The sequence below is a fragment of the Acinetobacter sp. T63 genome (assembly GCF_053852345.1).
The window spans coordinates 2,600,554-2,625,499 of sequence record NZ_CM132659.1 but is presented as its reverse complement, the minus strand read 5'-3'; the positions used below and the strand labels follow the sequence as shown (position 1 = coordinate 2,625,499).

The 24,946-nt window shown below is 47.3% G+C and carries 35 protein-coding genes and 1 pseudogene; 27 read left to right on the top strand and 9 right to left on the bottom strand.

What is annotated here, in order from left to right:
- Positions 1 to 62 precede the first annotated feature (62 nt).
- The gene (gene plsB / locus ACVLR6_RS12630) at positions 63 to 2,627 is read right to left on the bottom strand and encodes a glycerol-3-phosphate 1-O-acyltransferase PlsB (RefSeq protein ID WP_005180311.1); all 2,565 of its coding nucleotides are present in this window, start codon (positions 2,625 to 2,627) and stop codon (positions 63 to 65) included.
- A gap of 286 nt (positions 2,628 to 2,913) precedes the next feature.
- On the opposite strand from plsB, the gene ACVLR6_RS12625 reads away from it, so the two are divergent.
- Positions 2,914 to 3,786 (top strand): acyl-CoA thioesterase, encoded by an 873-nt coding sequence (locus ACVLR6_RS12625; protein WP_075167392.1) that lies wholly within the window; start codon positions 2,914 to 2,916, stop codon positions 3,784 to 3,786.
- A 55-nt stretch (positions 3,787 to 3,841) separates the two neighbouring features.
- Here ACVLR6_RS12625 and ACVLR6_RS12620 read toward each other — a convergent pair whose 3' ends face one another.
- Positions 3,842 to 3,970: a YHYH domain-containing protein gene (locus ACVLR6_RS12620; protein WP_194088134.1), complete on the bottom strand. Its 129-nt coding sequence runs from the start codon at positions 3,968 to 3,970 to the stop codon at positions 3,842 to 3,844.
- Between the two features lie 179 nt (positions 3,971 to 4,149).
- Between ACVLR6_RS12620 and ACVLR6_RS12615 the strand changes: the two genes are divergently transcribed.
- Positions 4,150 to 5,394, top strand: a complete 1,245-nt coding sequence (locus ACVLR6_RS12615; protein ID WP_034597932.1) for a dicarboxylate/amino acid:cation symporter — start codon at positions 4,150 to 4,152, stop codon at positions 5,392 to 5,394.
- On the opposite strand, the gene ACVLR6_RS12610 is transcribed toward ACVLR6_RS12615, so the two are convergent.
- From ACVLR6_RS12610 to ACVLR6_RS12580, 7 genes are all read right to left on the bottom strand, one after another.
- On the bottom strand, positions 5,385 to 5,810 hold the full coding sequence (locus ACVLR6_RS12610) for a VOC family protein (RefSeq protein ID WP_127799321.1): 426 nt from the start codon (positions 5,808 to 5,810) through the stop codon (positions 5,385 to 5,387). The two genes, ACVLR6_RS12615 and ACVLR6_RS12610, sit on opposite strands and share 10 nt — an antisense overlap.
- Before the next feature lie 113 nt (positions 5,811 to 5,923).
- Positions 5,924 to 6,871, bottom strand: a complete 948-nt coding sequence (locus ACVLR6_RS12605) for a metal-dependent hydrolase (protein WP_127801050.1) — start codon at positions 6,869 to 6,871, stop codon at positions 5,924 to 5,926.
- A 149-nt stretch (positions 6,872 to 7,020) separates the two neighbouring features.
- Positions 7,021 to 7,860, bottom strand: coding sequence for a ribosome biogenesis GTP-binding protein YihA/YsxC (gene yihA / locus ACVLR6_RS12600; protein WP_005180304.1), 840 nt, complete (start codon positions 7,858 to 7,860; stop codon positions 7,021 to 7,023).
- A 96-nt stretch (positions 7,861 to 7,956) separates the two neighbouring features.
- Positions 7,957 to 8,400: an RrF2 family transcriptional regulator gene (locus ACVLR6_RS12595; RefSeq protein WP_160240938.1), complete on the bottom strand. Its 444-nt coding sequence runs from the start codon at positions 8,398 to 8,400 to the stop codon at positions 7,957 to 7,959.
- Positions 8,401 to 8,491: 91 nt separating this feature from the next.
- Positions 8,492 to 9,703 (bottom strand): NO-inducible flavohemoprotein, encoded by a 1,212-nt coding sequence (hmpA, locus tag ACVLR6_RS12590; protein ID WP_005180299.1) that lies wholly within the window; start codon positions 9,701 to 9,703, stop codon positions 8,492 to 8,494.
- Positions 9,704 to 9,852: 149 nt separating this feature from the next.
- Positions 9,853 to 11,436: a helicase HerA-like domain-containing protein gene (locus ACVLR6_RS12585; protein ID WP_168384193.1), complete on the bottom strand. Its 1,584-nt coding sequence runs from the start codon at positions 11,434 to 11,436 to the stop codon at positions 9,853 to 9,855.
- A 19-nt stretch (positions 11,437 to 11,455) separates the two neighbouring features.
- Positions 11,456 to 12,658: a PLP-dependent transferase gene (locus ACVLR6_RS12580; RefSeq protein WP_455995357.1), complete on the bottom strand. Its 1,203-nt coding sequence runs from the start codon at positions 12,656 to 12,658 to the stop codon at positions 11,456 to 11,458.
- 161 nt (positions 12,659 to 12,819) lie between these two features.
- Here ACVLR6_RS12580 and ACVLR6_RS12575 point away from each other — a divergent pair, with 161 nt between their 5' ends.
- The 25 genes and pseudogenes from ACVLR6_RS12575 (at position 12,820) to rpsM (ending at position 24,942) form a co-directional block, all read left to right on the top strand.
- Entirely contained in the window at positions 12,820 to 13,572 is a 753-nt protein-coding gene (locus ACVLR6_RS12575; protein ID WP_168384195.1) for a type 1 glutamine amidotransferase, read from the top strand.
- 266 nt (positions 13,573 to 13,838) lie between these two features.
- Positions 13,839 to 14,150, top strand: a complete 312-nt coding sequence (gene rpsJ, locus ACVLR6_RS12570) for a 30S ribosomal protein S10 (protein WP_005180291.1) — start codon at positions 13,839 to 13,841, stop codon at positions 14,148 to 14,150.
- 59 nt (positions 14,151 to 14,209) lie between these two features.
- Positions 14,210 to 14,848, top strand: coding sequence for a 50S ribosomal protein L3 (gene rplC, locus ACVLR6_RS12565; protein WP_005180289.1), 639 nt, complete (start codon positions 14,210 to 14,212; stop codon positions 14,846 to 14,848).
- Positions 14,849 to 14,859: 11 nt separating this feature from the next.
- Complete coding sequence (gene rplD / locus ACVLR6_RS12560) at positions 14,860 to 15,462, top strand: 50S ribosomal protein L4 (protein WP_005180287.1); 603 nt, start codon at positions 14,860 to 14,862, stop codon at positions 15,460 to 15,462.
- Positions 15,459 to 15,779 (top strand): 50S ribosomal protein L23, encoded by a 321-nt coding sequence (rplW, locus tag ACVLR6_RS12555; RefSeq protein ID WP_005180285.1) that lies wholly within the window; start codon positions 15,459 to 15,461, stop codon positions 15,777 to 15,779. Before rplD ends, rplW begins: the two co-directional genes overlap by 4 nt.
- An 11-nt stretch (positions 15,780 to 15,790) precedes the next feature.
- Positions 15,791 to 16,615 (top strand): 50S ribosomal protein L2, encoded by an 825-nt coding sequence (rplB, locus tag ACVLR6_RS12550; protein ID WP_127801047.1) that lies wholly within the window; start codon positions 15,791 to 15,793, stop codon positions 16,613 to 16,615.
- A gap of 20 nt (positions 16,616 to 16,635) precedes the next feature.
- Positions 16,636 to 16,911 carry a 30S ribosomal protein S19 gene (gene rpsS, locus ACVLR6_RS12545; protein WP_001138119.1) on the top strand — a complete coding sequence of 92 codons (276 nt, stop codon included), beginning with the start codon at positions 16,636 to 16,638 and terminating at the stop codon, positions 16,909 to 16,911.
- An 11-nt stretch (positions 16,912 to 16,922) separates the two neighbouring features.
- A complete protein-coding gene (gene rplV, locus ACVLR6_RS12540) occupies positions 16,923 to 17,252 on the top strand; it encodes a 50S ribosomal protein L22 (RefSeq protein WP_001982638.1) in 330 nt (109 codons plus the stop codon).
- Between the two features lies 1 nt (position 17,253).
- A pseudogene (rpsC, locus tag ACVLR6_RS12535) lies at positions 17,254 to 18,070 on the top strand (30S ribosomal protein S3).
- The gene (gene rplP, locus ACVLR6_RS12530) at positions 18,010 to 18,423 is read left to right on the top strand and encodes a 50S ribosomal protein L16 (RefSeq protein ID WP_005180280.1); all 414 of its coding nucleotides are present in this window, start codon (positions 18,010 to 18,012) and stop codon (positions 18,421 to 18,423) included. The pseudogene rpsC and the gene rplP overlap by 61 nt, the downstream one beginning before the upstream one ends.
- Entirely contained in the window at positions 18,423 to 18,620 is a 198-nt protein-coding gene (gene rpmC, locus ACVLR6_RS12525) for a 50S ribosomal protein L29 (protein ID WP_000849928.1), read from the top strand. Before rplP ends, rpmC begins: the two co-directional genes overlap by 1 nt.
- Positions 18,617 to 18,874 (top strand): 30S ribosomal protein S17, encoded by a 258-nt coding sequence (gene rpsQ, locus ACVLR6_RS12520; RefSeq protein ID WP_005180277.1) that lies wholly within the window; start codon positions 18,617 to 18,619, stop codon positions 18,872 to 18,874. Before rpmC ends, rpsQ begins: the two co-directional genes overlap by 4 nt.
- A gap of 91 nt (positions 18,875 to 18,965) precedes the next feature.
- Complete coding sequence (gene rplN / locus ACVLR6_RS12515) at positions 18,966 to 19,334, top strand: 50S ribosomal protein L14 (RefSeq protein WP_001982634.1); 369 nt, start codon at positions 18,966 to 18,968, stop codon at positions 19,332 to 19,334.
- 9 nt (positions 19,335 to 19,343) lie between these two features.
- A complete protein-coding gene (gene rplX / locus ACVLR6_RS12510; RefSeq protein ID WP_005180274.1) occupies positions 19,344 to 19,661 on the top strand; it encodes a 50S ribosomal protein L24 in 318 nt (105 codons plus the stop codon).
- 16 nt (positions 19,662 to 19,677) lie between these two features.
- Positions 19,678 to 20,214, top strand: a complete 537-nt coding sequence (gene rplE, locus ACVLR6_RS12505) for a 50S ribosomal protein L5 (protein ID WP_005180272.1) — start codon at positions 19,678 to 19,680, stop codon at positions 20,212 to 20,214.
- A 9-nt stretch (positions 20,215 to 20,223) separates the two neighbouring features.
- A complete protein-coding gene (gene rpsN / locus ACVLR6_RS12500) occupies positions 20,224 to 20,529 on the top strand; it encodes a 30S ribosomal protein S14 (RefSeq protein WP_005180266.1) in 306 nt (101 codons plus the stop codon).
- 12 nt (positions 20,530 to 20,541) lie between these two features.
- Positions 20,542 to 20,937 carry a 30S ribosomal protein S8 gene (gene rpsH, locus ACVLR6_RS12495; protein ID WP_005180264.1) on the top strand — a complete coding sequence of 132 codons (396 nt, stop codon included), beginning with the start codon at positions 20,542 to 20,544 and terminating at the stop codon, positions 20,935 to 20,937.
- 13 nt (positions 20,938 to 20,950) lie between these two features.
- Positions 20,951 to 21,484, top strand: coding sequence for a 50S ribosomal protein L6 (gene rplF, locus ACVLR6_RS12490; protein ID WP_005180261.1), 534 nt, complete (start codon positions 20,951 to 20,953; stop codon positions 21,482 to 21,484).
- 14 nt (positions 21,485 to 21,498) lie between these two features.
- Complete coding sequence (gene rplR / locus ACVLR6_RS12485) at positions 21,499 to 21,849, top strand: 50S ribosomal protein L18 (RefSeq protein ID WP_005180260.1); 351 nt, start codon at positions 21,499 to 21,501, stop codon at positions 21,847 to 21,849.
- 2 nt (positions 21,850 to 21,851) lie between these two features.
- Entirely contained in the window at positions 21,852 to 22,349 is a 498-nt protein-coding gene (rpsE, locus tag ACVLR6_RS12480) for a 30S ribosomal protein S5 (RefSeq protein WP_005180258.1), read from the top strand.
- A 6-nt stretch (positions 22,350 to 22,355) separates the two neighbouring features.
- On the top strand, positions 22,356 to 22,532 hold the full coding sequence (rpmD, locus tag ACVLR6_RS12475; protein WP_005180256.1) for a 50S ribosomal protein L30: 177 nt from the start codon (positions 22,356 to 22,358) through the stop codon (positions 22,530 to 22,532).
- Positions 22,533 to 22,535: 3 nt separating this feature from the next.
- The gene (gene rplO, locus ACVLR6_RS12470; protein WP_005180254.1) at positions 22,536 to 22,976 is read left to right on the top strand and encodes a 50S ribosomal protein L15; all 441 of its coding nucleotides are present in this window, start codon (positions 22,536 to 22,538) and stop codon (positions 22,974 to 22,976) included.
- A 45-nt stretch (positions 22,977 to 23,021) separates the two neighbouring features.
- Positions 23,022 to 24,341 carry a preprotein translocase subunit SecY gene (secY, locus tag ACVLR6_RS12465; protein WP_171065119.1) on the top strand — a complete coding sequence of 440 codons (1,320 nt, stop codon included), beginning with the start codon at positions 23,022 to 23,024 and terminating at the stop codon, positions 24,339 to 24,341.
- 20 nt (positions 24,342 to 24,361) lie between these two features.
- Positions 24,362 to 24,478 (top strand): 50S ribosomal protein L36, encoded by a 117-nt coding sequence (rpmJ, locus tag ACVLR6_RS12460; protein WP_000867907.1) that lies wholly within the window; start codon positions 24,362 to 24,364, stop codon positions 24,476 to 24,478.
- 107 nt (positions 24,479 to 24,585) lie between these two features.
- Entirely contained in the window at positions 24,586 to 24,942 is a 357-nt protein-coding gene (gene rpsM, locus ACVLR6_RS12455) for a 30S ribosomal protein S13 (protein ID WP_005012957.1), read from the top strand.
- Positions 24,943 to 24,946: the final 4 nt, after the last annotated feature.

The following is a 24,946-nucleotide window of genomic DNA, read 5'->3' as shown; positions in this document are numbered from 1 at the left end:
AGGATGGCTGATATTTCCCGCACCTTTGCACGAAGGCAAAGATACGGGTTATGGACGGTTTTTTATTTCTTTTTACGTTTTAAGCGACGTTTGGCTTGCTGTGCGGCTAGTGCATCTAGTGCATCTTTCAGTTCTTCATCGCTAAAGGTGGTGATGTGTTGCAGCATTTGCAGGGTTACATCATCCAGCACCAGATTGGCATACTGCGCCACATTGCTAAAGTTCTCATCAAAGACAATGGCATTGTCGCTGTTGGTGCTGATATAGCCTTGCTGGGTCAGCACTTTAATAAAGCTCTGGAACAGGGCCTTATCGAAGAATTCCGGTGAGTTGAACTCATACAGCACCGATAAACGCTGACCCACTAGATGGCTCAGTTCTTCAACCTGACGGGCGGAAATATTGCCCGAACCACGCTGGGTAATCAGCGCCAGGGTCATGTAGTAGCGTTCCAGACTTTGCATTACCGGCGCAGCCAATACTACCAACTGGTTATGATCTTCACTGTTCGGTGCCGGAGAAAGCAGATTCCCTTCAGCATCTTCACTAATCAGCTTGGCCTGAATTAGCCCATCAGCATAGGCACAGATTTGCTGTTTCAGTTCTGCTTCATTCCATTTCAGGAACAGCTCGGCTTTCAGGAACGGATACAGCGTGCGAATTACATTAATTAAATCGCCACGCTTGATTGAACCATTGTGCTCAACCAGTGCCGCTACCAGAGATGGCAGGACAAAGGCATGCAGAATATTGTTGCGGAAGTAGGTCAGCAACACCGCCTGATTGTCTTCAATGGCAATAATATCGCCCAGAACGTGCTGCACACGTTTAATCAGTTTCAGCTTCAGACCGTAGGCAATAATTTCCTTGCCTGAAAGCGGGGTGATGTGGGTGCGCTCATCGTAAGGCAGGGCAGTGAGCAGGTCACGATAGGTATCCAGCTGCTTGATACAGATCGCTTCATCCAGGGTATGTTTTGGCGTGGCCAGCAAAATCAGCGATAACAACGATACCGGGTTAATTACCACGGCGCGGTTAATATTTTCCAGAATCGCATAGGCCGAGCTGTTTACTGCATCGGACACTTCCTGCGGAATCGGGTCGTCATTTTTTTCGATACTGATCTGCTCGGCGCCATGCTGTTTCAGCATGTCATCCAAAAAGACTGGCTCGCCAAAGTTCACATGCACCTTGCCAAAAATACGCTCGATTTTTCTCAAGGTTTTTAGAATGCCGACAATGGATTCGGCTTCTTTCGGTTTACCCTGCATTTCACCGACATAGGTCGAACCTTCCATCAGGCGTTCATAGCCAATATAGGTTGGCACAAAGGCAATCGGTTTGGCGCGGCCACGTAAATGTCCATGTACGGTCATGGCCAGCATACCGGTTTTTGGTGGCAACAAGCGGCCGGTACGCGAACGGCCGCCTTCAATAAAGTATTCCAGCGGCGTATTGCGCGACAGAATGCTGTACAGATATTCCTTAAATACGGTGGTGTACAGGCCATTGCCACGGAAAGTCCGGCGAATAAAGAAGGCTCCGCCACCGCGTAATAACTGACCGACAAAGGGCATGTTCAGGTTATCGCCAGCCGCAATATACGGCACCATCATGCCGCGTTTATAAATCACATAAGACAGCAATAAATAGTCGATATGACTGCGATGGCACGGGGTATAAATAATTTCGTAGTCTTTGGCCAGTTCACGCACGGTACTGAAATTATGCACCTCGACGCCATCATAGAGCTGGGTCCATAAACGGGTTAGCGCCGTTTCAGCAAAGCGGATGGCCGCATAGGAATAGTCCGACACGATTTCATTTAAATAGCCAATGGCACGGCGCTCGGCTTCAATCATGCTGATTTTACTGCGGATGCTTTCGCGGCGAATGGCTTCTTGTACATCCGGCGCTTTAATCAGGCTATGCATGACGTTACGGCGGTCCGATAAATCGGGACCTAATACCACTTCGCGCTGGCTGTCTAAATAATTATTTAAGGTATTAATAATACAGGTCGCTGGCGACAGGTTCGGGGCCTGAATCTTGGCGGTCTGCACCATCGCTCTTAAAGACTGTGCCTCATGAAACTCCAGATAGGACTGGCGACCATGCAGGCCAATATTGACCAGCTGCTTGACGGTACCCGGCGTAGCCCAGGTATCGGTCAGGAGCAGTTTGAGCCAGGAATCTTCTTTATCTGGTGCGCGGCCCCAGAGAACGGTTACCGGAATCAGCTCAATATCCAGTTCCGGGTGCTGTTCCAGCAGTTCAATCAGGCGTAGTAAACGCGGCGGAAAGGCGTGCGGCGGCGGATTCAGCAGATTGTTTTCATCATAGTGCTGTAGAAACAGAATCGAAGCTTTTTCCTTGTGCTGGCCAATCTGCATCGGGTCTAATGCGGGCGGCAGCTTTAAGCGGCGTGTTTCACCATCAAGGACCAAGGCATTGCTGCGGGAATGGTTCTGCAACACATAGCAGACAATTTTCTGGGTCGGCTGTTCTGAATGGTCTGTCGCTGCTGCTTCGGCAGGAACCTCGCCCAGTACATGCGGGGTTACCACCAGATCAAGCAGTTTGCTTGAAAGCTGACGATAAATTTGACCAAAACCACTCTTGGACATACCAACTCCTAAATCAATGACCAGTACCGCAGATTATCTGAGGGAAAAATAATGAATCTAATTGTAGCGAAAAATAGCCTGACATTTTCTGACAAATTCTATCTTTAGTGCTCAATTTTATCGTTAAAAATCGTATTTTTAGTGCGGCGCATTATACGGGAGCCGTGACAGGGCAGTCAGTTAAACTTTAGTGTTTTAGTCGACAAATATGGCAAAATAGGCAAGATTGAGCTGTTTCTATTTTGCTTGTTTTGATTTTTAAATATCCCGACATAGGTTTCCCCGCATGAATGCACTGACTCAGGAACTGGTTGAACTGCTTAGCCTGGAAAAACTTGAAGAAAATATCTACCGAGGCATCAGCCGCAATCTGGTCGGTAAGCGCGTGTTCGGTGGACAGGTACTGGGCCAGGCACTGCGTGCAGCCTCGTATACCACCGACCGTCCGGCGCATTCCTTACATGCCTACTTCCTGTTTGGCGGCGATGTCAACGCACCGATTATTTATGAAGTGGACCGGATTCGTGAAGGCAAGAGCTTTGTTAGTCGTCAGGTGCGAGCCATCCAGCATGGCCGGACCATCTTTATGTGTATGGTATCGTTTGCTGCGCCAGAAGAAGGGCTGAATTACCAGATTTCCGAGCCTGAATATCCGGCACCGGAACAGTTAAAAAATGAAGCAGAACTGGTGCAGAGCATTGTCGAATTTATTCCGGAAAACGTTCGTGCCAGCTTTACCCGTGACCGTCATGTGGAAATCCGCCCGGTGAATCCAAGCAATCCGTTTCAGCCGCAGCCGGAAGCGCCGTCTTATGCGCACTATATCCGTACACATAGCCCGATTGCAGCGGAGCAGGATGAAATTGCCTTGCATCAGGCCATTGCTGCCTTTTATTCAGACTTTACCCTGATGACCACCGCGCTGCGTCCGCATGGCCTGAGTTATCTGTCGCCAAGTCTGCAATGTGCCAGTATCGACCATGCCATGTATTTTCATAAGCCATTCCGGGTCGATGACTGGATGCTATATGACATGGAAGCCACCATCAGCAACAGTTCGCGTGGCCTGAACTTTGGCCGTATGTGGCAAAACGGTGAGCTGGTCTGTAGCACCACCCAGGAAGGTTTAATTCGCCTACGCGAAATTGAAACCCAGTAAACCAATATCAATAAAAAAAGCCGAATCAGTCGATTCGGCTTTTTTTATCCTACCTTCAATGGCAATGCGGCAAATCGCTTGGTGCATGTTTATGGCAGCCTTGTGCCTTGCTGTTGCCCGAAGAATGGGCAAAAACCTGAGAGGTGCTACAAATTAGTGCAAGAATAAGGGCGAGTTTTTTCATGAGGTTACTCTTTTAGTCTTAAAAACAAGGTAATGCACTGATAAAGCACATCTTATGCCAGTTTTTCTGGCACCGGGCTTTTTTCCTGAGCTGGATTTGCTTTTGACAAAATAATGCTCGATTCAGCGCAGCTCGCATGGCATAGTGCCAAGCAAGATGACATCACAATATATGCACCCATGAGCTTAAATACACAAATTCTGGTGGCCGCAATTTTAGGGGTTCTATTCGGGTTTTTGTTGAACCTGTTGCCGGGCAGCGCATTTTATGACGGCAGCTTATATGGCCTGAGTATTGCCAGCAGTATTTTTATCGGCCTGCTGAAAATGCTGCTGATTCCCCTGATTTTCAGTTCGATTGTAGTCGGGGTATCCAACCTGCAGGCTTCTGGCCAGCTGAGCCGGGTCTGGAAAATTACCTTGCTGTGCTGTGTGACCACCACCACATTGGCACTCATTTTAGGTCTGGCCTGTGCGCATCTGTTTGAAGTCGGCAAAGGTGTAGATGTGCGTTTATTCCAGGACGCGATGAGCCAGCATCAGACGCCAGATACCTTAACGCCGTCGTCTTTCTTCACCAATTTTATTCAAAACACCCTGATTAATCCGTTTAAGGCCTTTGCCGAGGGCAATGTGCTGGCGGTGGTGGTGTTTGCCTTATTTGTCGGGGTGGCGCTGGTCAAAGGCGGTGAGCAGTTCCGGACTGTGCGCCGGCTTAGTCATCAGTTTTTTGACATCATGATGCTGATGATCGGCTGGGTGATGAAACTGGCACCGCTGGGGATTTTTGCGCTATTGGCCAAGCTGATTGCCACCGAAGATGTGACCGTGCTCAGCCGTCTGGCTGAGTTTGCTGTGGTGGTAACGGGTACCACCATTTTTCATGGTCTGGTGGTACTGCCGCTACTGCTATGGCTGTTTGGAAAAATGAATCCGGTGACCTTCTTTAAAGGAACGCGCGCTGCTTTAATTACTGCATTTGCCACCAGTTCCAGCTCGGCCACCATGCCGCTTTCGATGAAATGTGCCCAGGAAAACCTGAAGGTGCGCCCACAAACAGCTGGCTTTGTAATTCCGCTGGGGACACAGCTGAATATGGATGGCACAGCCTTATATGAAGCCGCTGCGGCGCTGTTTATTGCCAATTTAATGGGGCTGGATTTGACCTTGGGCCAGCAGCTGGTGGTTTGCGCCACCGCCATGATTGCCTCCTTGGGTGCGCCGGGAATTCCAAGTGCCGGCATGGTCACCATGATTATGGTGCTGCAATCGGTCGGTCTGCCGGCAGAAGCAATTGCCATTTTACTGCCGATTGACCGTTTGCTGGATACCGTACGTACCGTAGTCAATGTCCAGGGTGATATGATGATTAGTGTGGTGGTTGACCGTTATACCCGCGACGATGAGATCGCAACTCAATCCTGAGTATCTTCCCAGCACGGATTCCAGACCACTTCCCAAAGATGGCCATCGGGGTCCTGAAAATAACCGGCATAACCGCCATAAAAGGTGGCTTGTGCCGGTTTGACAATGGTGGCACCGGCACGCTCGGCCTGCTGCATCACCTGATCTACGTCCAGCGGACTATGCACATTATGCCCCAGACTGATTTGGGTCGGGCAAAAACGGCTCAGGGGCAGGCCTGAATCTTGCGCCAAGGCAGCCTGCGGCCACAGTGCCAGTGTCAGGCCTGAATCCAGCGTGATAAACGCCACTGCGCCCTGTTCAAATTCCTGCCCGACGATACCTTCACTCTGCCAGCCCAAACCTTGCTGATAAAAGCGCAAAGCTGCGTCTAAATCCTGCACAGCCAGCGTGATCACACTCAAAGATGCGCGCATTGTTCCTGCCTTTTCATTCAAGTCTGATTTTTATCTTAGCGGAAATCTGGCTCGACACAGTGCTGCCTGTGTCGGGCAATTGTATCTCTGCAATTCTGCACCAGGTGGATGCTTTACGCGACTTTAAGCTGGGCGCGCTGTGCCGCCGGGGAGGCTTGCAGATAGGCCAGCGCATCTTCGGTTTTGGCTTCATGCAGCGGGTCATACCACGGCATTAAATAACCCAGCTGCTGTGATACCAGCCAGAATGGTGAGGGCAATAAGCCGTTATTGGCCTGTGCAGTGCGGTACCATTCCCGCCAGATCCACGGTTTATACAGGGCCGGCCGGATTGATGCATAACGCGGGTCCTGACGCATAATATGCGCCGCACCATCGACCCAGAGACCAATTACTCCAGCAATCACCAGCAGGCTCAGATAATAACGGGCCAGATAACTGCCACCCAAATGCCGATACAGGTCAAAGGCCACGGTGCGATGCTCGATTTCTTCTGCGCCGTGCCATTTGACCAGATCCAGCATGGCCGGGTCGGCACCCTGACGCTGCCATTCGCGGTTATACAGCGCATATTTACCCAGCACGCAGGTCATGTGTTCTACCGTGGCAACAATGCCTAAACGGAACAGATCCCAGTGCCGTTCGCTCCATTGCGGCAATTGCAGACCTAAAGGCCGATCGGCCAGTAACTGGTTAAACAGTCCGTTCATCAGGCTGATATTGCGCTGAATATCAATCTGGCGTTCGCTTAAATAATCCTTGTTGGCCGAGTTATGCGCCTGGGCGTGCATGGCTTCCTGGCGGATAAAGGCCTGCACATCCTGTTTTAGTTTTTCATCCTGAATCTGCGGCAAAACCTTGTTGTACAGCCGGCAAAACCAGAACTCGCCGGCCGGCAGAATCATGTTAATTTCGTTAATAAAATAACTGGCAAAAGGCTGCTGCGGAATCCAGTCGATGGGGGTGTCCTGCCATTCAAAGCGGACTTTACGCGGTTGAATAAAGTAGCCAATGGATGAGCCACGGGCAGCACGGCGAAAACGTGCGAGGAGTTTTTTCATGCTGTATTGCACCTCTAAAATGTGATGCGGTTCAAATTGTGCTCAGCATGAGTATGAAAAAAATATCCCCCATTGAAACTAGCAATAGGGGACATTCCAATATCAATAGATGTAAATTATTGTCAGACAGTTTTGAGTTGTTGCAAAGCTTATGGCTCTTTGGCGGCCGTTTCAGTCAGCTGTTCAACAGCTTCTGTATCCGGCAGCTCTTCTGCTTCCAGTTCATCTGCCGTGGCTTCCGGAATGCTGGCCAGATCAAACTGCTGCGATTGTTCCAGGGTAAAGTTCAGACGACCGGCCATTACACTGGCCAGTTCTTCCAGACCCTGACGATTGAGTGAGGAGAACAGTTGAATCGAGAAATCCAGCTTCATCTTTTTCAGCTGCTGTTTTACTTCCAGCAGGACTTTATTGGCCGGGCCACGATTCAGCTTGTCGGATTTGGTCAGCAAAACATGCACAAACAGATGACGAGAATAAGCCCATTCCAGCATCATCACATCAAAATGCTGTAGTGGATGGCGAATATCCATCAGTAACACCAGACCCTGTAAGCTCTTGCGATGAATCAGGTAATTTTCCAGCTCTTTTTGCCAGACAATTTTCATCGATTCCGGTACCGCGGCATAGCCATAACCCGGTAAATCGACCAGACGCTGCTCCGGATTGCCCAGACTAAAGAAGTTGATCATCTGGGTACGGCCCGGTTTTTTCGAGGCACGTGCCAGCTGTTTCTGGTTGGTTAGGGCATTAATCGCACTGGATTTGCCAGCATTGGAACGTCCGGCAAAGGCCACCTCATAGCCGCTATCTTCTACACAGAGATTCAGCTTTGGCGCACTCATCAGGAATTCGGCTTTACGTAGCCAGTTCAGGGCACGAACGGCATATTCGGTAATCGCAGGATCAGCCTTTTTCTCATAGCTAATCTTTTGCTTCGGCGCATTAGCGGCCTTAGTGTTTTTCGATTTTCCTCTGCTATGGTGCATAACTTAACTTCATCACTGCTTTTACAAAGCGGTATTATAGATCAACTCGCGCAGACACGCGAACTTTGCTGTAGCCGTGTGCAAAAGTTATCTAACTCAGAGATTGATCAGCTGAATTGGCGATTGTGTGCTCCACTGTGCCGGTGCAGGAGTATCTAACACGTCGGACAGGGTGTACTGGTCCAGACTCTGATAAAACTGTTCCAGCGCCTGATCTAAAATGCCTTTTAAGCCACAGCGGCTGCGCAGCACGCACGGCGGGGTATTACATTCCACAATCTGGGTTTCACGTTGCAAAATACGCACGATCTGGCCCAGCTTCAGTGCCCGTGCATCCGGATTTAAACGCAGGCCGCCCCCTTTACCGCGGGTGGTAATCAGCCATTCCTGTTTGCCCATGAAATGCACAATTTTAACCAGATGGTTTTGGGAAACATGCAAATCCTGCGCAATTTCCGCAATCGTATACGGCAGATCTCGCGGTGGGGAGATATACAGCAGAATACGTAATGCATAGTCGGTGAATTTATTTAATTGCATGATCGCACAAATATTTTTTCAAAGTTGAAATACAAGAAGGCTAGTCTACCATAAGCAGACTAGCCCTCCTATGTTTTACACGTGTGGGGTTTTAGTGACGTACACCACCCGTACCAAACGCTTCACTGTGAATCTGTTCGGCTTTAATACCACGTGCCAGTAAGGCTTTTTGCTGCTCGGCCATGAATGGCATTGGGCCACACAGGTAGTAATCAGCATTTTCCGGTAATAAGGCAGCATCCATGGTGCTCAGGTCCAGACGACCGGCCACATCATAATCCTGACCTAACACATCTTCGGTATTCGGGAATTCATAGGCTGTAAAGGTATGAATACGTGGATACTTCGCCTTGATGTCCTGAATATGCTGTTTCATGGCATGTACCTGTTTGCTGCGGCAGGCATGAATGAAGGTCACCGGTTGTGGCACATCTAAAGTGACCAGCTGGTTCAGCATCGCAATCATTGGGGTTAAGCCAACACCACCACTAATGAACACATTACGTTTGTTGCTGTCGATCAGGTAGAAGTTTCCGGTTGGCGCTGAAATTTCAAGTTCTGCACCTTCTGGCAGCTGATGCAGCGCATTAGATACCCAGCCTGCAATCTTGTCGGCGCCATTACCCGGTTCGCGTTTCACTGAAATACGTAAGTAGTCTTGCTGCGGGCTGGTTGACAGCGTGTATTGACGTGGTTGTTTCAGGTCCAGTTCAGGGACAAAAACACGTACTGAAATGTATTGGCCGGCTTCATATTTTGGTAAGGCACCACCATCGACCGGTTCAAAGTAGAACGAGGTAATTTCGTCGCTTTCTACCACTTTCTTGGCGATTTTGAAATTACGCCAGCCTAACCAGCTGCCTTGAGTTTGCTGATGCTGCTCGTAAATGGCACGTTCGGTATTAATAAACACTTCTGCAAGCTGGCCATACGCGGCGGCCCAGGCATCAATCAGTGGATCATCCATGGAAATATTCAGCACTTCGCTGATGGAGTGCAGCAGGTTTTCACCGACAATATTATAGTCCGGAGCTTGAATATTCAGACTGACATGCTTGTGTGCGACCAGTTCAATTACTGGCGCCAGTACTGATGGATCTTCAATATTTTCTGCATAGGCCAGTACCGCACCTGCCAGTGCCTGCGCCTGCGCACCACTGCGTTGATGACCCAGGTTAAAGGTTTCTTTAAGGTCCGGATTATTCCCCAACATGCGGTTATAGAAATAGCTGGTCAGGGCCACACCATTTTCACGTAGAACAGGAACAGTTGCTTTTACAAGGTCAATTTGCTGTGGAGTCATGGCTGATCTCTCATGGCTGGTTATTTATAAGATGTATTTAAAATACATTTTATAAAACGCCAGTGCAAGCACTGTTTTTAAAAAACCATAAAAAAATTATGGGATATAAAAATATCCCATAATGAAAGCGGTTCCTATCGGTTTTTTGATTATTTTCGGCCAAACAGGGAGCCTAATAATCCGCGGACAATTTTCTGTCCGGTGCTGCCGCCTAAGGTGCGGGCCGCGCTCTTGGCAAAGGTACCGACAATATCCTGAGTCAGCTTTTCACGCTGTCGTGCAGTGCGTTCAGCTTCTTTTTGCTGTTCGCGGGCCAGACGTTCCTGCTCACGCGCTTGCTGTTTGGCTAAAGCAGCCTGCTCTTTAGCTTGCTGCTTGGCTAGGGCTTCCTGTTCCTTGGCGCGTTGCTGTTCGAGCGCGGCCTGTTCAGCCTGTTGCTGACGTTCCGCTACTTTCTGTTGCAGCATTTCATAGGCACTGTCCCGGTCCAGACTCTGCTCATATACACCGGCGACAATACTCTGGCTCATCAGTGCCTTGCGCTGTTCAGGGCTAATCGGGCTAAACGAGGAGTAGGGTGGCATCACCCAGCCGCGCTCTACAATCTGCGGCGTGCCTTGTTCATCCAGACAGCTAATTAAAGCTTCACCGACGGCCAGTTCGGTAATGGCCTGTTCCACCTGAAATTCCGGATTGGCACGGAAAGTTGCTGCCGCGGTTTTGACCGCTTTCTGATCTTTCGGGGTAAAGGCGCGCAAGGCGTGTTGCACCCGGTTGCCGAGCTGTCCCAGTACACTTTCAGGCAAATCCAGCGGATTCTGGGTGACAAAATAAATTCCGACGCCTTTGGAGCGAATCAGGCGGACTACCTGCTCAATTTTCTCCTGCAGGGCCGGGCTGGCATTGTCAAACAGTAAATGCGCTTCATCAAAGAAGAACACCAGCTTGGGTTTGTCCATATCACCAACTTCCGGCAACTGTTCAAACAGCTCTGATAGCATCCACAATAAAAAGGTCGCATACAGTTTCGGGGTGTGCATCAACTTGTCTGCAGCCAGCAGGTTGATGTTGCCGTGTCCCTGGGCATCGGTCTGCATGAAATCCAGAATATTCAGGCTGGGCTCGCCAAAAAACAGATCACCGCCCTGATCGGCCAGTGCCAGTAAATTGCGCTGAATCGCGCCCAGACTGGCTGGAGATAAATTGCCATAGTCGGCCTTTAACTCTGCCGCATGTTCGCTGACATAGCTGAGCATGGCTTTCAGGTCTTTAAAGTCAATCAGCAGGAGGCCCTGATCATCGGCAATCCGAAACACTGCCGACAGTACACCTTCCTGGGTGTCATTTAAATTCAGCATCCGGGCTAGCAGTAGCGGTCCGATTTCGGAGATGGTGGTGCGAATTGGATGGCCCTGTTCACCAAATAAATCCCAGAACACCACCGGCGAGGCAGCAAAGGGAATACTGTCAATACCCAGGCTTTTAATCCGTTCATCAAATTTGGGATTGCTGGAACCAGCCTGCGCCAGACTGGAAACATCGCCTTTGGCATCGGCCAGAAAGACTGGGACACCAATGCGGGAAAAACTTTCTGCCAGTACCTTTAATGTTACGGTCTTGCCGGTACCTGTTGCCCCAGCAATCAGGCCATGACGGTTGGCAAACTGGGAATGTAAGACTATCGCTTGTGTGGTATCACGGGTTTTTTTGGCAATGGTAATTGGTGTACCCATACTGTACTGATCCTCGTTGTTATTCGTTTTTATGCTGCTTTAAATGTTGTAATGCTTGCGCTATATCTTGAATTAAATCATCCGGATGTTCCAGTCCTATACAGAAACGCACCAGCAAACCTTGTTTTAGGTGTTTATGCTCAAGCACACGCATCTCTTTAAGGTTATACAGCATTACCAGGCTGACCGGCCCGCCCCAGCTAAAGCCCAGCTTGAACAGGGTTAATGCATCACAGAATGCCCGAATATCGTTTAAATTGTATTGCGCATCAAAAATCACACTAACCAGTCCGGCGCTGTGACCGTCTTTGCAGATGTCCTTCCAATATGCATGACCGGCACTGTCCGGATCAGCCGGATGCAGGACCTGAACCAGCTCTTTTTGCTGTTTTAGCCAGTTCAGCAAGGTCAGTGCTGATTGTGACTGTTGCTGGTAACGCAGCTGCATGGAGGCCAGACTGCGCTGGATTTGCGCCGTATCATCTCCGCTGACACAAATCCCCTGAATGGCATGCATCCGGAATAATTGATGATGGAGCTTCTGGTCACGCGTCACCACCGAGCCCATTAAAATATCGCCACCCCCGCTTGGATATTTGGTCAGCGCATGTACGGTCAGATCTACGCTTAAGTGGTCCTCGCCAAAATCAAAGGCATTAAAGGCCAGTCCTGCGCCCCAGGTATTGTCCAGCGCAGTCAGAATGCTATGAGCTTGGGCTTTTTTCACCAGACCGCTTAAGTCCGGAAACTCCAGCGTCACCGAACCAGCCGCTTCCAGCCATAACAGTTTGGCTTTATCACTTGGGTTAAAGCTTTCTACCTCCACCGGGTTATAGACCTTAACGGCAATGCCATAACGCTGCTGCAGATTACGCAGATGCTCCATATTCGGGCCATAAATATTATCCGGAACCCAGACTTCATCGCCCTGACTTAACAAGCAGGAATTGACCAGATTAATCGCAGAAAGGCCGCTCGGCGCCAGCAGGTGATAGAGGCCGCCTTCGATCTGCGCGATGTGATCACCTAAAGTAAAGGTCGTCGGCGTGCCGTGCGTGCCATAACTATAGTCATAGACATCGGTCCAGTGGCGATTAAACAGTGCATCGGTGTTGTTAAAAATAATCGTCGATGCACGATAGAGGGGAGGTTGAACCGTAGAAATCAGTTGAGGGGCTTTTCGTGGTGCATGAATCAGTTCGGTTTGCGGATTTTTTTTCACGACTTCGCTCAAATCAGGACAATCAATTGAATTTAGCTTAAGAGAAAAGGATCAGTTGTGCCATATCTGGCTGTATTTATTTGACTTTGAACATGCAGCGCTAAAGTTGGCTTCATTTTTGCAAAACCTAAAAGCAGAGCTACAACAACAGGTTTCAGCGCATGGCGTCGCATTTAAAAGTACATTATTTTCAGCATATTGCTGGTGAAGGATTTGGAAGTTGTTATACGCATTTAAAACGGTTAAATGCAGAGATCAGTGCCACAGAATTTTTTGCCTTGCCGGTTGATTCAGCACTGGATATTGAAGCGCTGCCGCAGATCGAGGAGGTCGATTTATTAATTGTCATGGGCGGCACCATGAGCGTTAATGATGAAGCCAATTTCCCCTGGTTAAAAATGGAAAAACGCTGGCTCAGGCGTTATTTGGCCATGGGTAAACCGGCCATTGGTTTGTGTTTGGGCGGGCAACTGATCGCCAATGCGCTGGGCGCGGCCGTCAGTCGCAATCCTGTACAGGAGCTGGGCTGGCACGAGGTGCGCAAGGTCAGGCATGTGCCAGCAGACTATTTTCAGTTGCCGGAGCAGTTTAATGTCATGCAGTGGCATAGCGAAAGCTTCGAGATTCCCAAAGGGGCTGTGCATCTGGCCGAAAATGATGCCTGTCGCAATCAGATGTATCAGATTGGCAAAAATGTACTGGGCTTTCAGTTTCACCCGGAAACCACGCCAGAAAGCCTGCAATTATTCCTGGAAGATGAAGAAGAGCTGGCCCTGTTTCAGGGACCTTATGTGCAATCGCTAGAGCAGCTGCAGCGCGCTAATAAAAATAAATTTATTCAAGGAAATCAGATATTAAATCAGGCGATAGATTATGTATTACAGCAAACTGCAGCGCAGCGGCAGGCTGTATAATTATTAAACAATTGATTTGTCGAAATATTTGAAAAATGATGTAAAAAGCCACAAAAGGATTTGCTTATGCATTAAACAATCGTTATAATGGGCGACCCTTTGATATTAAGGGGGTTAACCGCGAAGAAAGTGGTTAACTATCGTTACAGTCGTGGCATCGATCACGACCTTAGTGATATTTCACTGCTCTTGACACTTGCCTTTATTAGTGGGGTGAGATGCGTCAAGAGTGATTCTTTATATATTTTGGCTTGGAGTTAACTGGTATGTCTAACCAGAGAATTCGTATCCGTCTTAAGTCTTTTGATCACCGTTTAATTGATCAATCTGCTCAAGAGATCGTAGAAACCGCTAAGCGTACTGGCGCACAAGTGTGTGGTCCAATCCCGATGCCTACTCGCATCGAACGCTTCAACGTTCTTACATCACCGCACGTTTACAAAGATGCGCGTGACCAATATGAGATCCGCACTTACAAACGTTTGATCGATATCGTTCAACCTACAGACAAAACTGTAGATGCATTGATGAAATTAGATCTTGCAGCTGGTGTTGATGTTCAGATCGCATTGGGTTAAGGCTTTCGGTTAATTAACGCTCTAAGTTAATTAAGCCGCTTTTTTAGAGGTTTATGCACATGGCTATTGGTTTAGTCGGTCGCAAGTGCGGTATGACCCGTATCTTTACAGATGCTGGTGTTTCTGTACCTGTTACAGTGATTGAGGTTGATCCTAACCGCATCACACAAATCAAAACGCTTGAAACTGATGGTTATCAAGCGATTCAAATCACTACTGGTGAACGTCGCGAATCTCGCGTAACTAACGCTCAGAAAGGTCACTTTGCGAAAGCGGGTGTTGCTGCTGGTCGTCTGGTTCAAGAATTCCGCGTTACAGAAGCTGAGCTTGAAGGTCGTGAAGTTGGTGGTACGCTTACTGTAGATTTGTTCACAGTTGGTCAAATCGTTGACGTAACTGGCACATCTAAAGGTAAAGGTTTCCAAGGTGGTGTTAAGCGTTGGAACTTCCGTACTCAAGACGCTACTCACGGTAACTCTGTTTCTCACCGTGTTCTAGGTTCTACAGGTCAAAACCAGACTCCTGGTCGCGTATTCAAAGGCAAAAAAATGGCTGGCCATTTAGGTGCTGAACGCGTAACTACACAGGGTCTTGAAATCGTTGCAATCGACACAGAGCGTTCAGTTCTAGTTGTTAAAGGCGCGGTTCCTGGTGCTACTGGTGGCGACGTAACTGTTCGTCCTACTATCAAGGCCTGAGGGGAAATAACGTGAATTTAAAAACTGTTTCCGGCTCTGCTGTTGAATTGTCTGAAGTAGCTTTCGGCCGTGAATTTAACGAAGCGCTTGTACACCAAGTTGTTACAGCTTACTTAGCTGGTGGTCGTCAAGGTTCTAAAGCTCAGAAGTCACGTGCAGACGTTTCTGGCGGTGGTAAAAAACCATTCCGTCAAAAAGGTACTGGCCGCGCTCGTGCTGGTTCTATTCGTAGCCCAATCTGGGTTGGCGGTGGTAAAACTTTTGCTGCTCGTCCACAAGACTGGTCTCAAAAAGTGAACCGTAAGATGTACCGCGGTGCAATGCAATGTATCTTAGCTGAACTTGTTCGCCAAGATCGTCTTGTATTAGTTGAAGAGTTTGCTGTTGAAGCGCCTAAAACTAAAGCATTGCTTGCAAAACTGAACGACTTGAATGCAACTCGCGCATTGATCGTTACTGAAGCTGTAGATGAGAATCTATACCTTGCAGCTCGCAACCTTCCACACGTTGATGTGGTTGACGCTACTGCAATCGATCCTGTTAGCTTGATCGCGTTCGATAAAGTTGTAATGTCTGTTGCTGCTGCTAAGAAAATTGAGGTAGAACTCGGATGAACAACGAACGTTTATATCAAGTCCTACAGGGACCTGTATTCTCAGAAAAAGCACAAGTTTTAGGTGAAACTGCTGGTGTTCAAGTGTTCAAGGTTGCATTAAATGCAAACAAGCTTGAAATCAAAAAAGCAGTGGAACAATTATTTGGTGTAGAAGTTGTTAAAGTTAACACGACTATCACTAAAGGTAAGACTAAACGCTTTGGTAAAACTATCGGACGTCGTTCTGATGTTAAAAAAGCATACGTCACCCTGAAAGCTGGCCAAGATGTTGAAATGGCTGACTTGGGCGATACCGCTGAAACCGCAGCGGAATAAGGACGAAAATTATGCCTATTCAAAAATGTAAGCCAACGTCTCCAGGACGTCGCTTTGTAGAGAAAGTGGTTCATGATCACCTTCACAAAGGCGCGCCATATGCTCCGTTGGTAGAAGCTAAAAAACGTACTGGTGGTCGTAACAACAACGGTCACATTACGACTCGTCACGTTGGTGGTGGCCACAAACAGCACTACCGTATCGTTGACTTCAAACGTAACAAAGACGGCGTTCCTGCTGTAGTTGAGCGTATTGAATACGATCCTAACCGTACTGCACACATCGCACTGCTGAAGTATGCTGACGGTGAGCGTCGTTATATTATTGCGCCTAAAGGCTTACGTGCTGGTGATAAAGTACAGTCTGGTAACGATGCTCCAATTCGTCCAGGTAACTGCTTGCCACTTCGCAACATGCCTATCGGTTCTACACTTCATAACATCGAACTTAAAATCGGTAAAGGCGCGCAGTTAGCTCGTTCAGCTGGTACTTCAGTTCAGTTGTTGGGTCGTGACGGTTCTTACGCTATCGTTCGTTTACGTTCTGGTGAAATGCGTAAAGTACACGTTGAATGTCGTGCTGTATTGGGTGAAGTTTCTAACTCAGAAAGCAACTTGCGTTCACTTGGTAAAGCAGGTGCTTCACGCTGGCGTGGCGTTCGTCCTACCGTACGTGGTATGGCGATGAACCCGGTTGACCACCCACACGGTGGTGGTGAAGGGCGTAACAAAGGTATTCAACCTGTAAGCCCATGGGGTCAAAAAGCTAAAGGGTACAAGACACGTACCAACAAGCGTACGACTAAGATGATTATTCGCGACCGTCGCGTTAAGTAACAAGTAAAGGAATCTGACTAATGCCTCGTTCATTGAAAAAAGGCCCATTCGTCGATGCGCACTTGTTCGCTAAGGTTGAAGCGGCTGTTGCGAGCAACTCTCGTAAGCCGATCAAAACTTGGTCGCGTCGTTCGATGATTCTTCCGGATTTTGTTGGTCTAACAATTTCTGTACACAATGGTCGTAACCACGTTCCAGTAATCGTTACTGAACACATGGTTGGCCATAAACTAGGTGAATTCGCGCCAACTCGTACCTATCGTGGTCACGGTGTTGACAAGAAGTCTAAACGTTAATAGGTGCTATGATGGAAGTAACTGCTAAATTACGCGGTGCCGCTATCTCGGCACAAAAGGCACGTTTGGTTGCAGACCTTATTCGCGGCAAATCTGTTGCGCATGCGCTTAACATCCTGAACTTCAGCAACAAAAAAGCTGCTGTACTGGTTAAAAAAGCGTTGGAATCTGCAATTGCAAATGCTGAACACAATAACAGTTTAGATGTAGACGACCTTAAAGTTTCTACGATCTACGTTGATGAAGGCATGAGCCTGAAACGTATTATGCCACGTGCTAAAGGCCGTGCAGATCGTATTACTAAGCGTACTTGTCACATCACCGTTAAGGTAGGGGTTTGATATGGGTCAGAAGGTTCATCCAATCGGTATCCGCCTAGGTGTTGTGAAACGTCATAACGCTAACTGGTATGCGAATCCGAAACAATACGCTGAATACTTGCTTAAAGACCTTCAAGTTCGTGAGTTTTTAACTAAAAAACTTAAGAACGCAATGGTAAGCAATATTCTTATCGAACGTCCGACAGGCGCTGCTAAAGTAACTATTAGCACTGCTCGTCCTGGTATCGTTATCGGTAAAAAAGGCGAAGACATTGAGAAATTACAGCGCGAACTTACCAACATTATGGGTGTTCCAGCGCAAGTAAGCATCAACGAAATCGATCGTCCAGACTTAGACGCACGTCTGGTTGCTGAAGCAATCGCTTCTCAATTAGAAAAGCGTGTAATGTTCCGTCGTGCTATGAAGCGTGCGGTTCAAAACACTATGCGTGCTGGTGCCAAAGGTATCAAAGTTGAAGTTTCTGGCCGTTTAGGCGGTGCTGAGATCGCTCGTACAGAATGGTATCGTGAAGGTCGTGTACCTCTACATACACTTCGTGCGGACATCGACTACGCGACTATGCGTGCTGAAACGACTTACGGTACGATTGGTGTTAAAGTTTGGATCTTCCGTGGTGAGATCTTGGGCGGCATGAAACAAGTCATGAACCCAGCTCCAGCTGAAGAACGTCCAGCTAAACGCGGTCGCGGTCGTGGTGAAGGTCAAGAGCGTCGTGGTCGTCGCAATGATCGTTCTGCTGAAAAAGGAGAATAGTCCATGTTGCAACCTAAACGTACTAAGTTCCGTAAGGTTCAAAAAGGCCGTAACACTGGTCTAGCGCACCGTGGTAGCACTGTATCTTTCGGTTCTATCGCACTTAAAGCGACTGAACGTGGTCGTATGACTGCGCGTCAGATCGAAGCTGCGCGTCGTACAATCAGCCGTCGTGTTAAACGTGGTGGTAAGATCTTTATCCGTGTATTCCCGGACAAACCAATTACTGAAAAACCATTAGAAGTTCGTATGGGTAACGGTAAAGGTAACGTGGAATACTGGGTTTGCGAAATCAAACCAGGTAAGATCCTGTACGAAATGGAAGGTGTGAACGATGAATTAGCAACTGAAGCATTCAAGCTTGCTGCTGCTAAACTTCCGTTTAAAACCACTATCGTGACTCGGACGGTAATGTAATGAAAACTAAAGATCTACGTGAAAAGTCGGTAGAAGAGTTGAAAGCTTTGCTTGATGAGCAACAGCTTAACCAATTCCGTCTTCGTATGGCGAAAGCAACTGGTCAATTGGGCAAATCGCACGAAGTGCAAGTCGCTCGTAAAACTATTGCTCGTATTAAGACACTCCTTACCGAAAAACAGGGGAACGGACAATGAGTGATAAAACAGTCCGCACGTTAACCGGCAAAGTCGTAAGCGACAAAATGGACAAGTCTATTGTTGTGCTTATTGAACGTCGTGTTCAACACCCGTTGTATGGCAAATCAATCCGCCGTTCAACAAAATTACATGCTCATGATGAGAACAATACCGCTAAAATCGGTGATGTTGTAACCATCAAAGAAAGCCGCCCAATTTCTAAAACTAAGTCTTGGACTCTAGTTGAAGTTGTTGAAGCAGCTGCTGAGTAATTAACGTTCTTGTTGCATCATCGGTCAATTTCGAGTACTCTTTGAGCCTTTCGAAATTGTGACCGGTGATGCTCGGTTTTGGAGTAGGGCAATGATTCAAACCGAAACGATGCTCGACGTAGCAGACAACAGTGGTGCTCGCCGCGTACAATGTATTAAAGTACTTGGTGGTTCACATCGTCGTTATGCTTCTGTTGGCGACATTATTAAAGTTACTGTAAAAGAAGCAATTCCACGCGCACGTGTTAAAAAAGGTGACGTGATGAATGCTGTAGTTGTACGTACAAAATTCGGTATCCGTCGTCCAGATGGTTCTGTGATTCGTTTCGACGATAACGCAGCCGTTATTTTGAACAACAACAAAGCGCCGATTGCTACTCGTATTTTCGGACCAGTGACTCGTGAACTTCGTACTGAACAGTTCATGAAAATTATTTCATTGGCTCCTGAAGTTCTATAAGAGGCAATCATGGCTAAGATTAAAAAAGGCGATCAAGTAATCGTGATCGCAGGTAAAGAAAAAGGCAAACAGGGTACTGTTTTGTCAGTTTCTAATGACCGCGTTAAGGTTGAAGGCCTTAACCTGGTTAAGAAGCATCAAAAGCCGAACCGTGTTACTGGCGCTGAAGGCGGCATCGTAACTCAGGAAGCTTCGCTTCATATTTCAAACGTGGCAATTTTTAATGCTACAACCCAAAAGGCTGACCGTGTTGGTTACCAAACGATTGACGGCGTGAAAACTCGCGTTTACAAATCAAATGGTGAATCAGTGGCGGTAGCGAAGTAATAGGTTGAAATAGGCAATGGCCAGACTTAAAACACGTTACAACGACGAACTTAAAGCTCAATTACAAGAACAATTGGGCATTAAGAATGTGATGGAGATCCCTCGCATCACTAAAATCACTATCAACATGGGTGTTGGTGCAGCTGCAGCTGACAAGAAACTCCTTGATGGTGCTCTTTCTGATATGCAAGCTATCGCTGGTCAAAAACCAGTTCTTACGTTAGCTCGTAAATCTATCGCAGGTTTTAAAATCCGTGATGGTTGGCCGATTGGTTGTAAAGTTACTTTACGCGGCGAACGCATGTACGAATTCTTAGACCGTTTGATCTCTATCGCGATCCCTCGTATCCGTGACTTCCGTGGTTTCTCTGCGAAATCATTTGATGGTCGTGGTAACTACTCTATGGGTCTTAAAGAACAAATCGTTTTCCCTGAAATCGATTTCGATAAGATTGATCGTATTCGTGGTATGGATATTACCATCACTACGACTGCTCGCACCGATGACGAAGGCCGTGCGCTTATGCGTGCATTCGGCTTCCCGTTCAAATAAGAGGTCGATATGGCTAAGAAAAGTATGATTAATCGCGAATTGAAACGCGAAGCTACTGTTGCTAAATACGCTGCAAAACGTGCTGAATTAAAAGCTGTTATTGCAAACGTAAATGCAAGCGACGAAGAGCGTTTCGAAGCGATGATGAAGTTACAAGCATTACCACGTAATGCGTCTCCAGTGCGTCTTCGTAACCGTTGTGGTTTAACTGGTCGTCCTCATGGTTACTTCCGTAAGTTCGGTTTAAGCCGTAACAAATTACGTGACACAGTAATGCAAGGTGATGTACCTGGCGTTGTTAAGGCAAGCTGGTAAGGAGCGACTAGAATGAGTATGCAAGATACCGTTGCCGACATGTTAACTCGTGTTCGTAACGCACAAATGGCGAAGAAACAAACTGTTTCTATGCCTAACTCTAAGTTGAAAGTTGCGATTGCAAACGTACTTCAACAAGAAGGTTACATTGCCAATGTAGAAGTTGCTGACGTTGAAGGCAAAGCAACTCTTACTTTGACATTAAAGTATTTCGAAGGCAAACCAGTTATCGAAACTGTGAAACGCGTAAGCCGTCCTGGTCTACGTCAGTATCGCGGTAAAGATGCACTTCCAAGCGTTAAGCAAGGTTTAGGTATTGCAATTGTTTCTACAAGCAAAGGCATCATGACTGATCGCGCTGCACGTGCTGCGGGCGTTGGTGGTGAAGTTATTGCTTTTGTTTCTTAATAGGTGATTCCTCATGTCTCGTGTGGCTAAAGCCCCAGTAACTGTACCTAACGGTGTAACAGTTACTCAGAACGGCCGGCAGGTCGAAGTGAAAGGCAGCAAAGGTACATTGTCTTTCAACCTGCATGCGCTGGTCGAGCTAAAACAGGAAGATGGTACTCTTCAAGTTGCTCCAGTAAAAGAGTCGAAAGACGCTTGGATGCAAGCTGGTACTGCTCGCGCTGTATTAAACAACCTTGTAAAAGGTGTGAACGAAGGTTTCGAACGTAAGTTACAACTGATCGGTGTTGGTTATAAAGCTGCGGTTAAAGGTACTGTTGTTAACCTTAACCTTGGTTTCTCTCATCCAATCGATTACAGCCTTCCTGAAGGTGTAACTGCAGAAACTCCTACTGCAACTGAAATCATCCTGAAATCTGCTAACAAGCAATTATTAGGTCAGGTAGCAGCTGAGATCCGTGGTTACCGTCCACCAGAGCCATATAAAGGTAAAGGTGTTCGTTATTCTGACGAAGTTGTACTTCGTAAAGAAGCTAAGAAGAAATAAGGCGCGAGGTTCTTATGAACGAAAAGAAACAATCCCGTTTGCGTCGTGCGAAAAGCACACGCTTGCACATCCGTGCATTGGGTGCGACTCGTTTGTGTGTAAACCGCACTCCGCGTCACATCTATGCTCAAGTTATCTCAGCAGATGGTGGCAAAGTTTTAGCGCAAGCTTCTACTTTAGATGCTACTTTACGTGCTGGTACAACTGGTAACGTTGAAGCTGCCAAGAAAGTTGGTGCTTTAATCGCAGAACGTGCGAAAGCAGCTGGTGTAACTAAAGTTGCATTTGACCGTTCTGGTTTTAAATATCATGGTCGTATCAAAGCCTTGGCTGATGCTGCTCGTGAAAACGGCTTGGAGTTCTAATCATGGCTAAAGTTGAACAAAACGAAGGTCTTGTTGAAAAGCTGGTAGCCGTTGATCGTGTTGCCAAAGTTGTTAAGGGTGGTCGTATCTTCTCTTTCACAGCATTAACTGTTGTGGGTGACGGTAATGGTCGCGTAGGTTTTGGTCGTGGTAAAGCGCGTGAAGTTCCAGCTGCTATTTCTAAAGCACTTGAAGCTGCTCGTCGCAACATGATTACTGTTGACCTTGTTGACGGTACTGTTCAGCATCCTATTCATGCTCGTCACGGTGCAAGCCGCGTTTACATGCAACCTGCTTCTGAAGGTACTGGTGTAATTGCTGGTGGCGCTATGCGTGCAGTTCTAGAGGCTGTTGGCGTGCGTAACGTATTAACAAAATGTTATGGCTCTACAAATGCTGCGAACGTAGTAAACGCGACTTTCAACGGTCTGCGTGATATGACTTCTCCTGAGAAAGTCGCTGCGAAACGTGGTCTGACTGTAGAACAAATTCAAGGGTAATCAATCATGAAAACGATTAAAGTTACCCAGACTAAATCTGCATCGCACCGCTTGAAAAATCACAAGCTTTGCCTGAAAGGTTTAGGTCTGCGTCGTATTGGTCATACTGTAGAAGTGCAAGATACGCCTTCTAACCGTGGTATGATCAACCAAGTCTACTATATGGTTAGTGTAGAGGAATAAGCCATGACTCTGCGTTTAAATGAACTTGCACCTGCAGAAGGTGCTAAACGTGAAAACCGTCGTCTGGGCCGTGGTATCGGTTCTGGCGTAGGTAAGACTGGTGGCCGTGGTGTCAAAGGTCAAAAATCACGTAAGAGCGGTGGCGTACGTCCAGGTTTCGAAGGCGGTCAAACTGCGTTATATCGTCGTTTACCTAAATTCGGTTTCACTAGCCAAATCGCTTTAAAAACTGCTGAAGTACGTTTATCTGAGCTTGCTAAAGTTGAAGGCGACATCGTTAGCCTAGAAACTTTAAAAGCGGCGAACGTTGTGCGTAAAGACATGATCCGTGCGCGTATCGTACTTTCTGGTGAAATTACTCGTGCTTTCACTGTTCAAGGTGTTGCATTGACTAAAGGCGCTAAAGCTGCTGTTGAAGCTGCTGGCGGTAAAGTCGAGGAGTAATCTCCAGTGTCTATGTCTCCTAGTTCTTCAGGTCATGTACATATGATGAAAGGCCAACCATTTCACGTGAAATATCGTGAAATTATTCGCCGAATGATGTTTCTCATTGGTGCATTATTGGTATTTCGACTAGGAGCGCATATTCCAGTACCAGGCATTAATAATGCCGCACTTGAAAATCTTTTTAATGCAAACTCAGGTACTATCCTGGGTTTGTTTAACATGTTTTCGGGTGGTGCATTAGAGCGAATGTCGATTCTTGCTCTCGGGATCATGCCCTACATCTCTGCGTCGATTATCGTGCAGCTGATGTCAACCGTGGTTCCTTCGCTGGAAGCTTTAAAGAAAGAAGGCGAGCAGGGCAAGCGTAAGATTAATCAATATACGCGCCAAGGTACCTTGTTCCTTGCCTTAGTACAGGCAATCGGGATGTGTGCAGGTCTGATCAGTCAAGGGATTACCTTAACGTCAGGTCTTGCGTTTTACGTTCCGGCAGTCACCTCGCTGGTGGCGGGTACAATGTTCCTGATGTGGTTGGGTGAACAGATTACCGAACGTGGGGTGGGCAATGGTATTTCCATGATCATCTTCGCCGGTATCGTTGCCGGATTGCCAAATCTGATTTTGCAATCGCTATCTTCAGTCGATAATGGTCAAACCAGCCTGATTGGTCTGGTGATTTTTGGTCTGTTGTCACTGGCGGTACTGGCAGCCATTGTGTTTATCGAGAAAGCGCAACGTCGTATTCCGGTAAACTATGCTCAAAAACAGCAAGGTCGTCGTGTATTTACTGCACAGCAAACCCATTTGCCATTAAAAATTAATATGGCAGGTGTGATTCCGGCAATTTTTGCCAGCTCTCTGCTGTTGTTCCCGGCCAGTCTGGGTCAATGGGTAGGAAGTGCGGATCCTGATGCAGGGATTATCAAGCGTAGCTTGCAAGATCTGGCACTCGTATTGTCGCCTGGACAGCCATTGTATTTGGTGCTCTTTGGTGCGTTAATTATCTTTTTCTGTTATTTCTATACCGCGCTAGTTTTTAGTCCGAAAGAAGTGTCAGAGAACTTGAAACGCAGCGGAGCTTATGTGCCTGGTATTCGCCCAGGTGAGCAAACTGCTCGTTACTTAGATCATATTCTCAATCGTTTGACCTTTATTGGTTCGATTTATATCACAGTGGTCTGCTTGATGCCGATGGTATTGCAGAGCTCGTTTGGTATTCCATTCTATTTGGGTGGTACCTCATTATTGATCGTTGTGGTAGTCGTGATGGACTTTATGGCTCAGCTTCAAGCACATCTCACCTCGCACCAGTACGATAATCAAACGTTAATGAGAAAAACGACTGCTCATCCTAAGGGATAAGCGCACTTAGAGGTTTCATCATGAAAGTACAAGCTTCTGTAAAGAAAATTTGTGGTAGCTGTAAAGTTATCCGTCGTAATGGGGTTATCCGCGTAATTTGCAGCGCAGAACCTCGTCATAAGCAGCGTCAAGGTTAATCTGATCAAGACCTGTTGATTTCAGTAGGCTAATTAGGTTATTATCCGCCCCTCAAGATTTTTGTGGGGCGGTTGATTATCTTAACTGCCTTTTTGGAGAAAATTGAATGGCTCGTATTGCCGGTGTAAACATTCCGGATAACAAGCATGCTGTTATCTCTCTAACGTACATCTTTGGTATTGGTCGCCACACTGCTAAGAACATCTTAGCTGCTGCTGGTATCGCTACTACCACTAAGATCCGTGAATTAGATGACGCTCAGCTTGATGCGATTCGTGCAGAAGTTGCTAAGGTTCCGACCGAAGGTGACTTACGTCGCGAAATTTCCATGAACATTAAACGTTTAATGGATTTAGGCTGCTACCGCGGTCTTCGTCATCGTCGCAGCTTGCCTGTCCGTGGTCAACGCACCAAAACTAACGCACGTACCCGTAAAGGTCCGCGCAAACCAATTAAGAAATAAGATT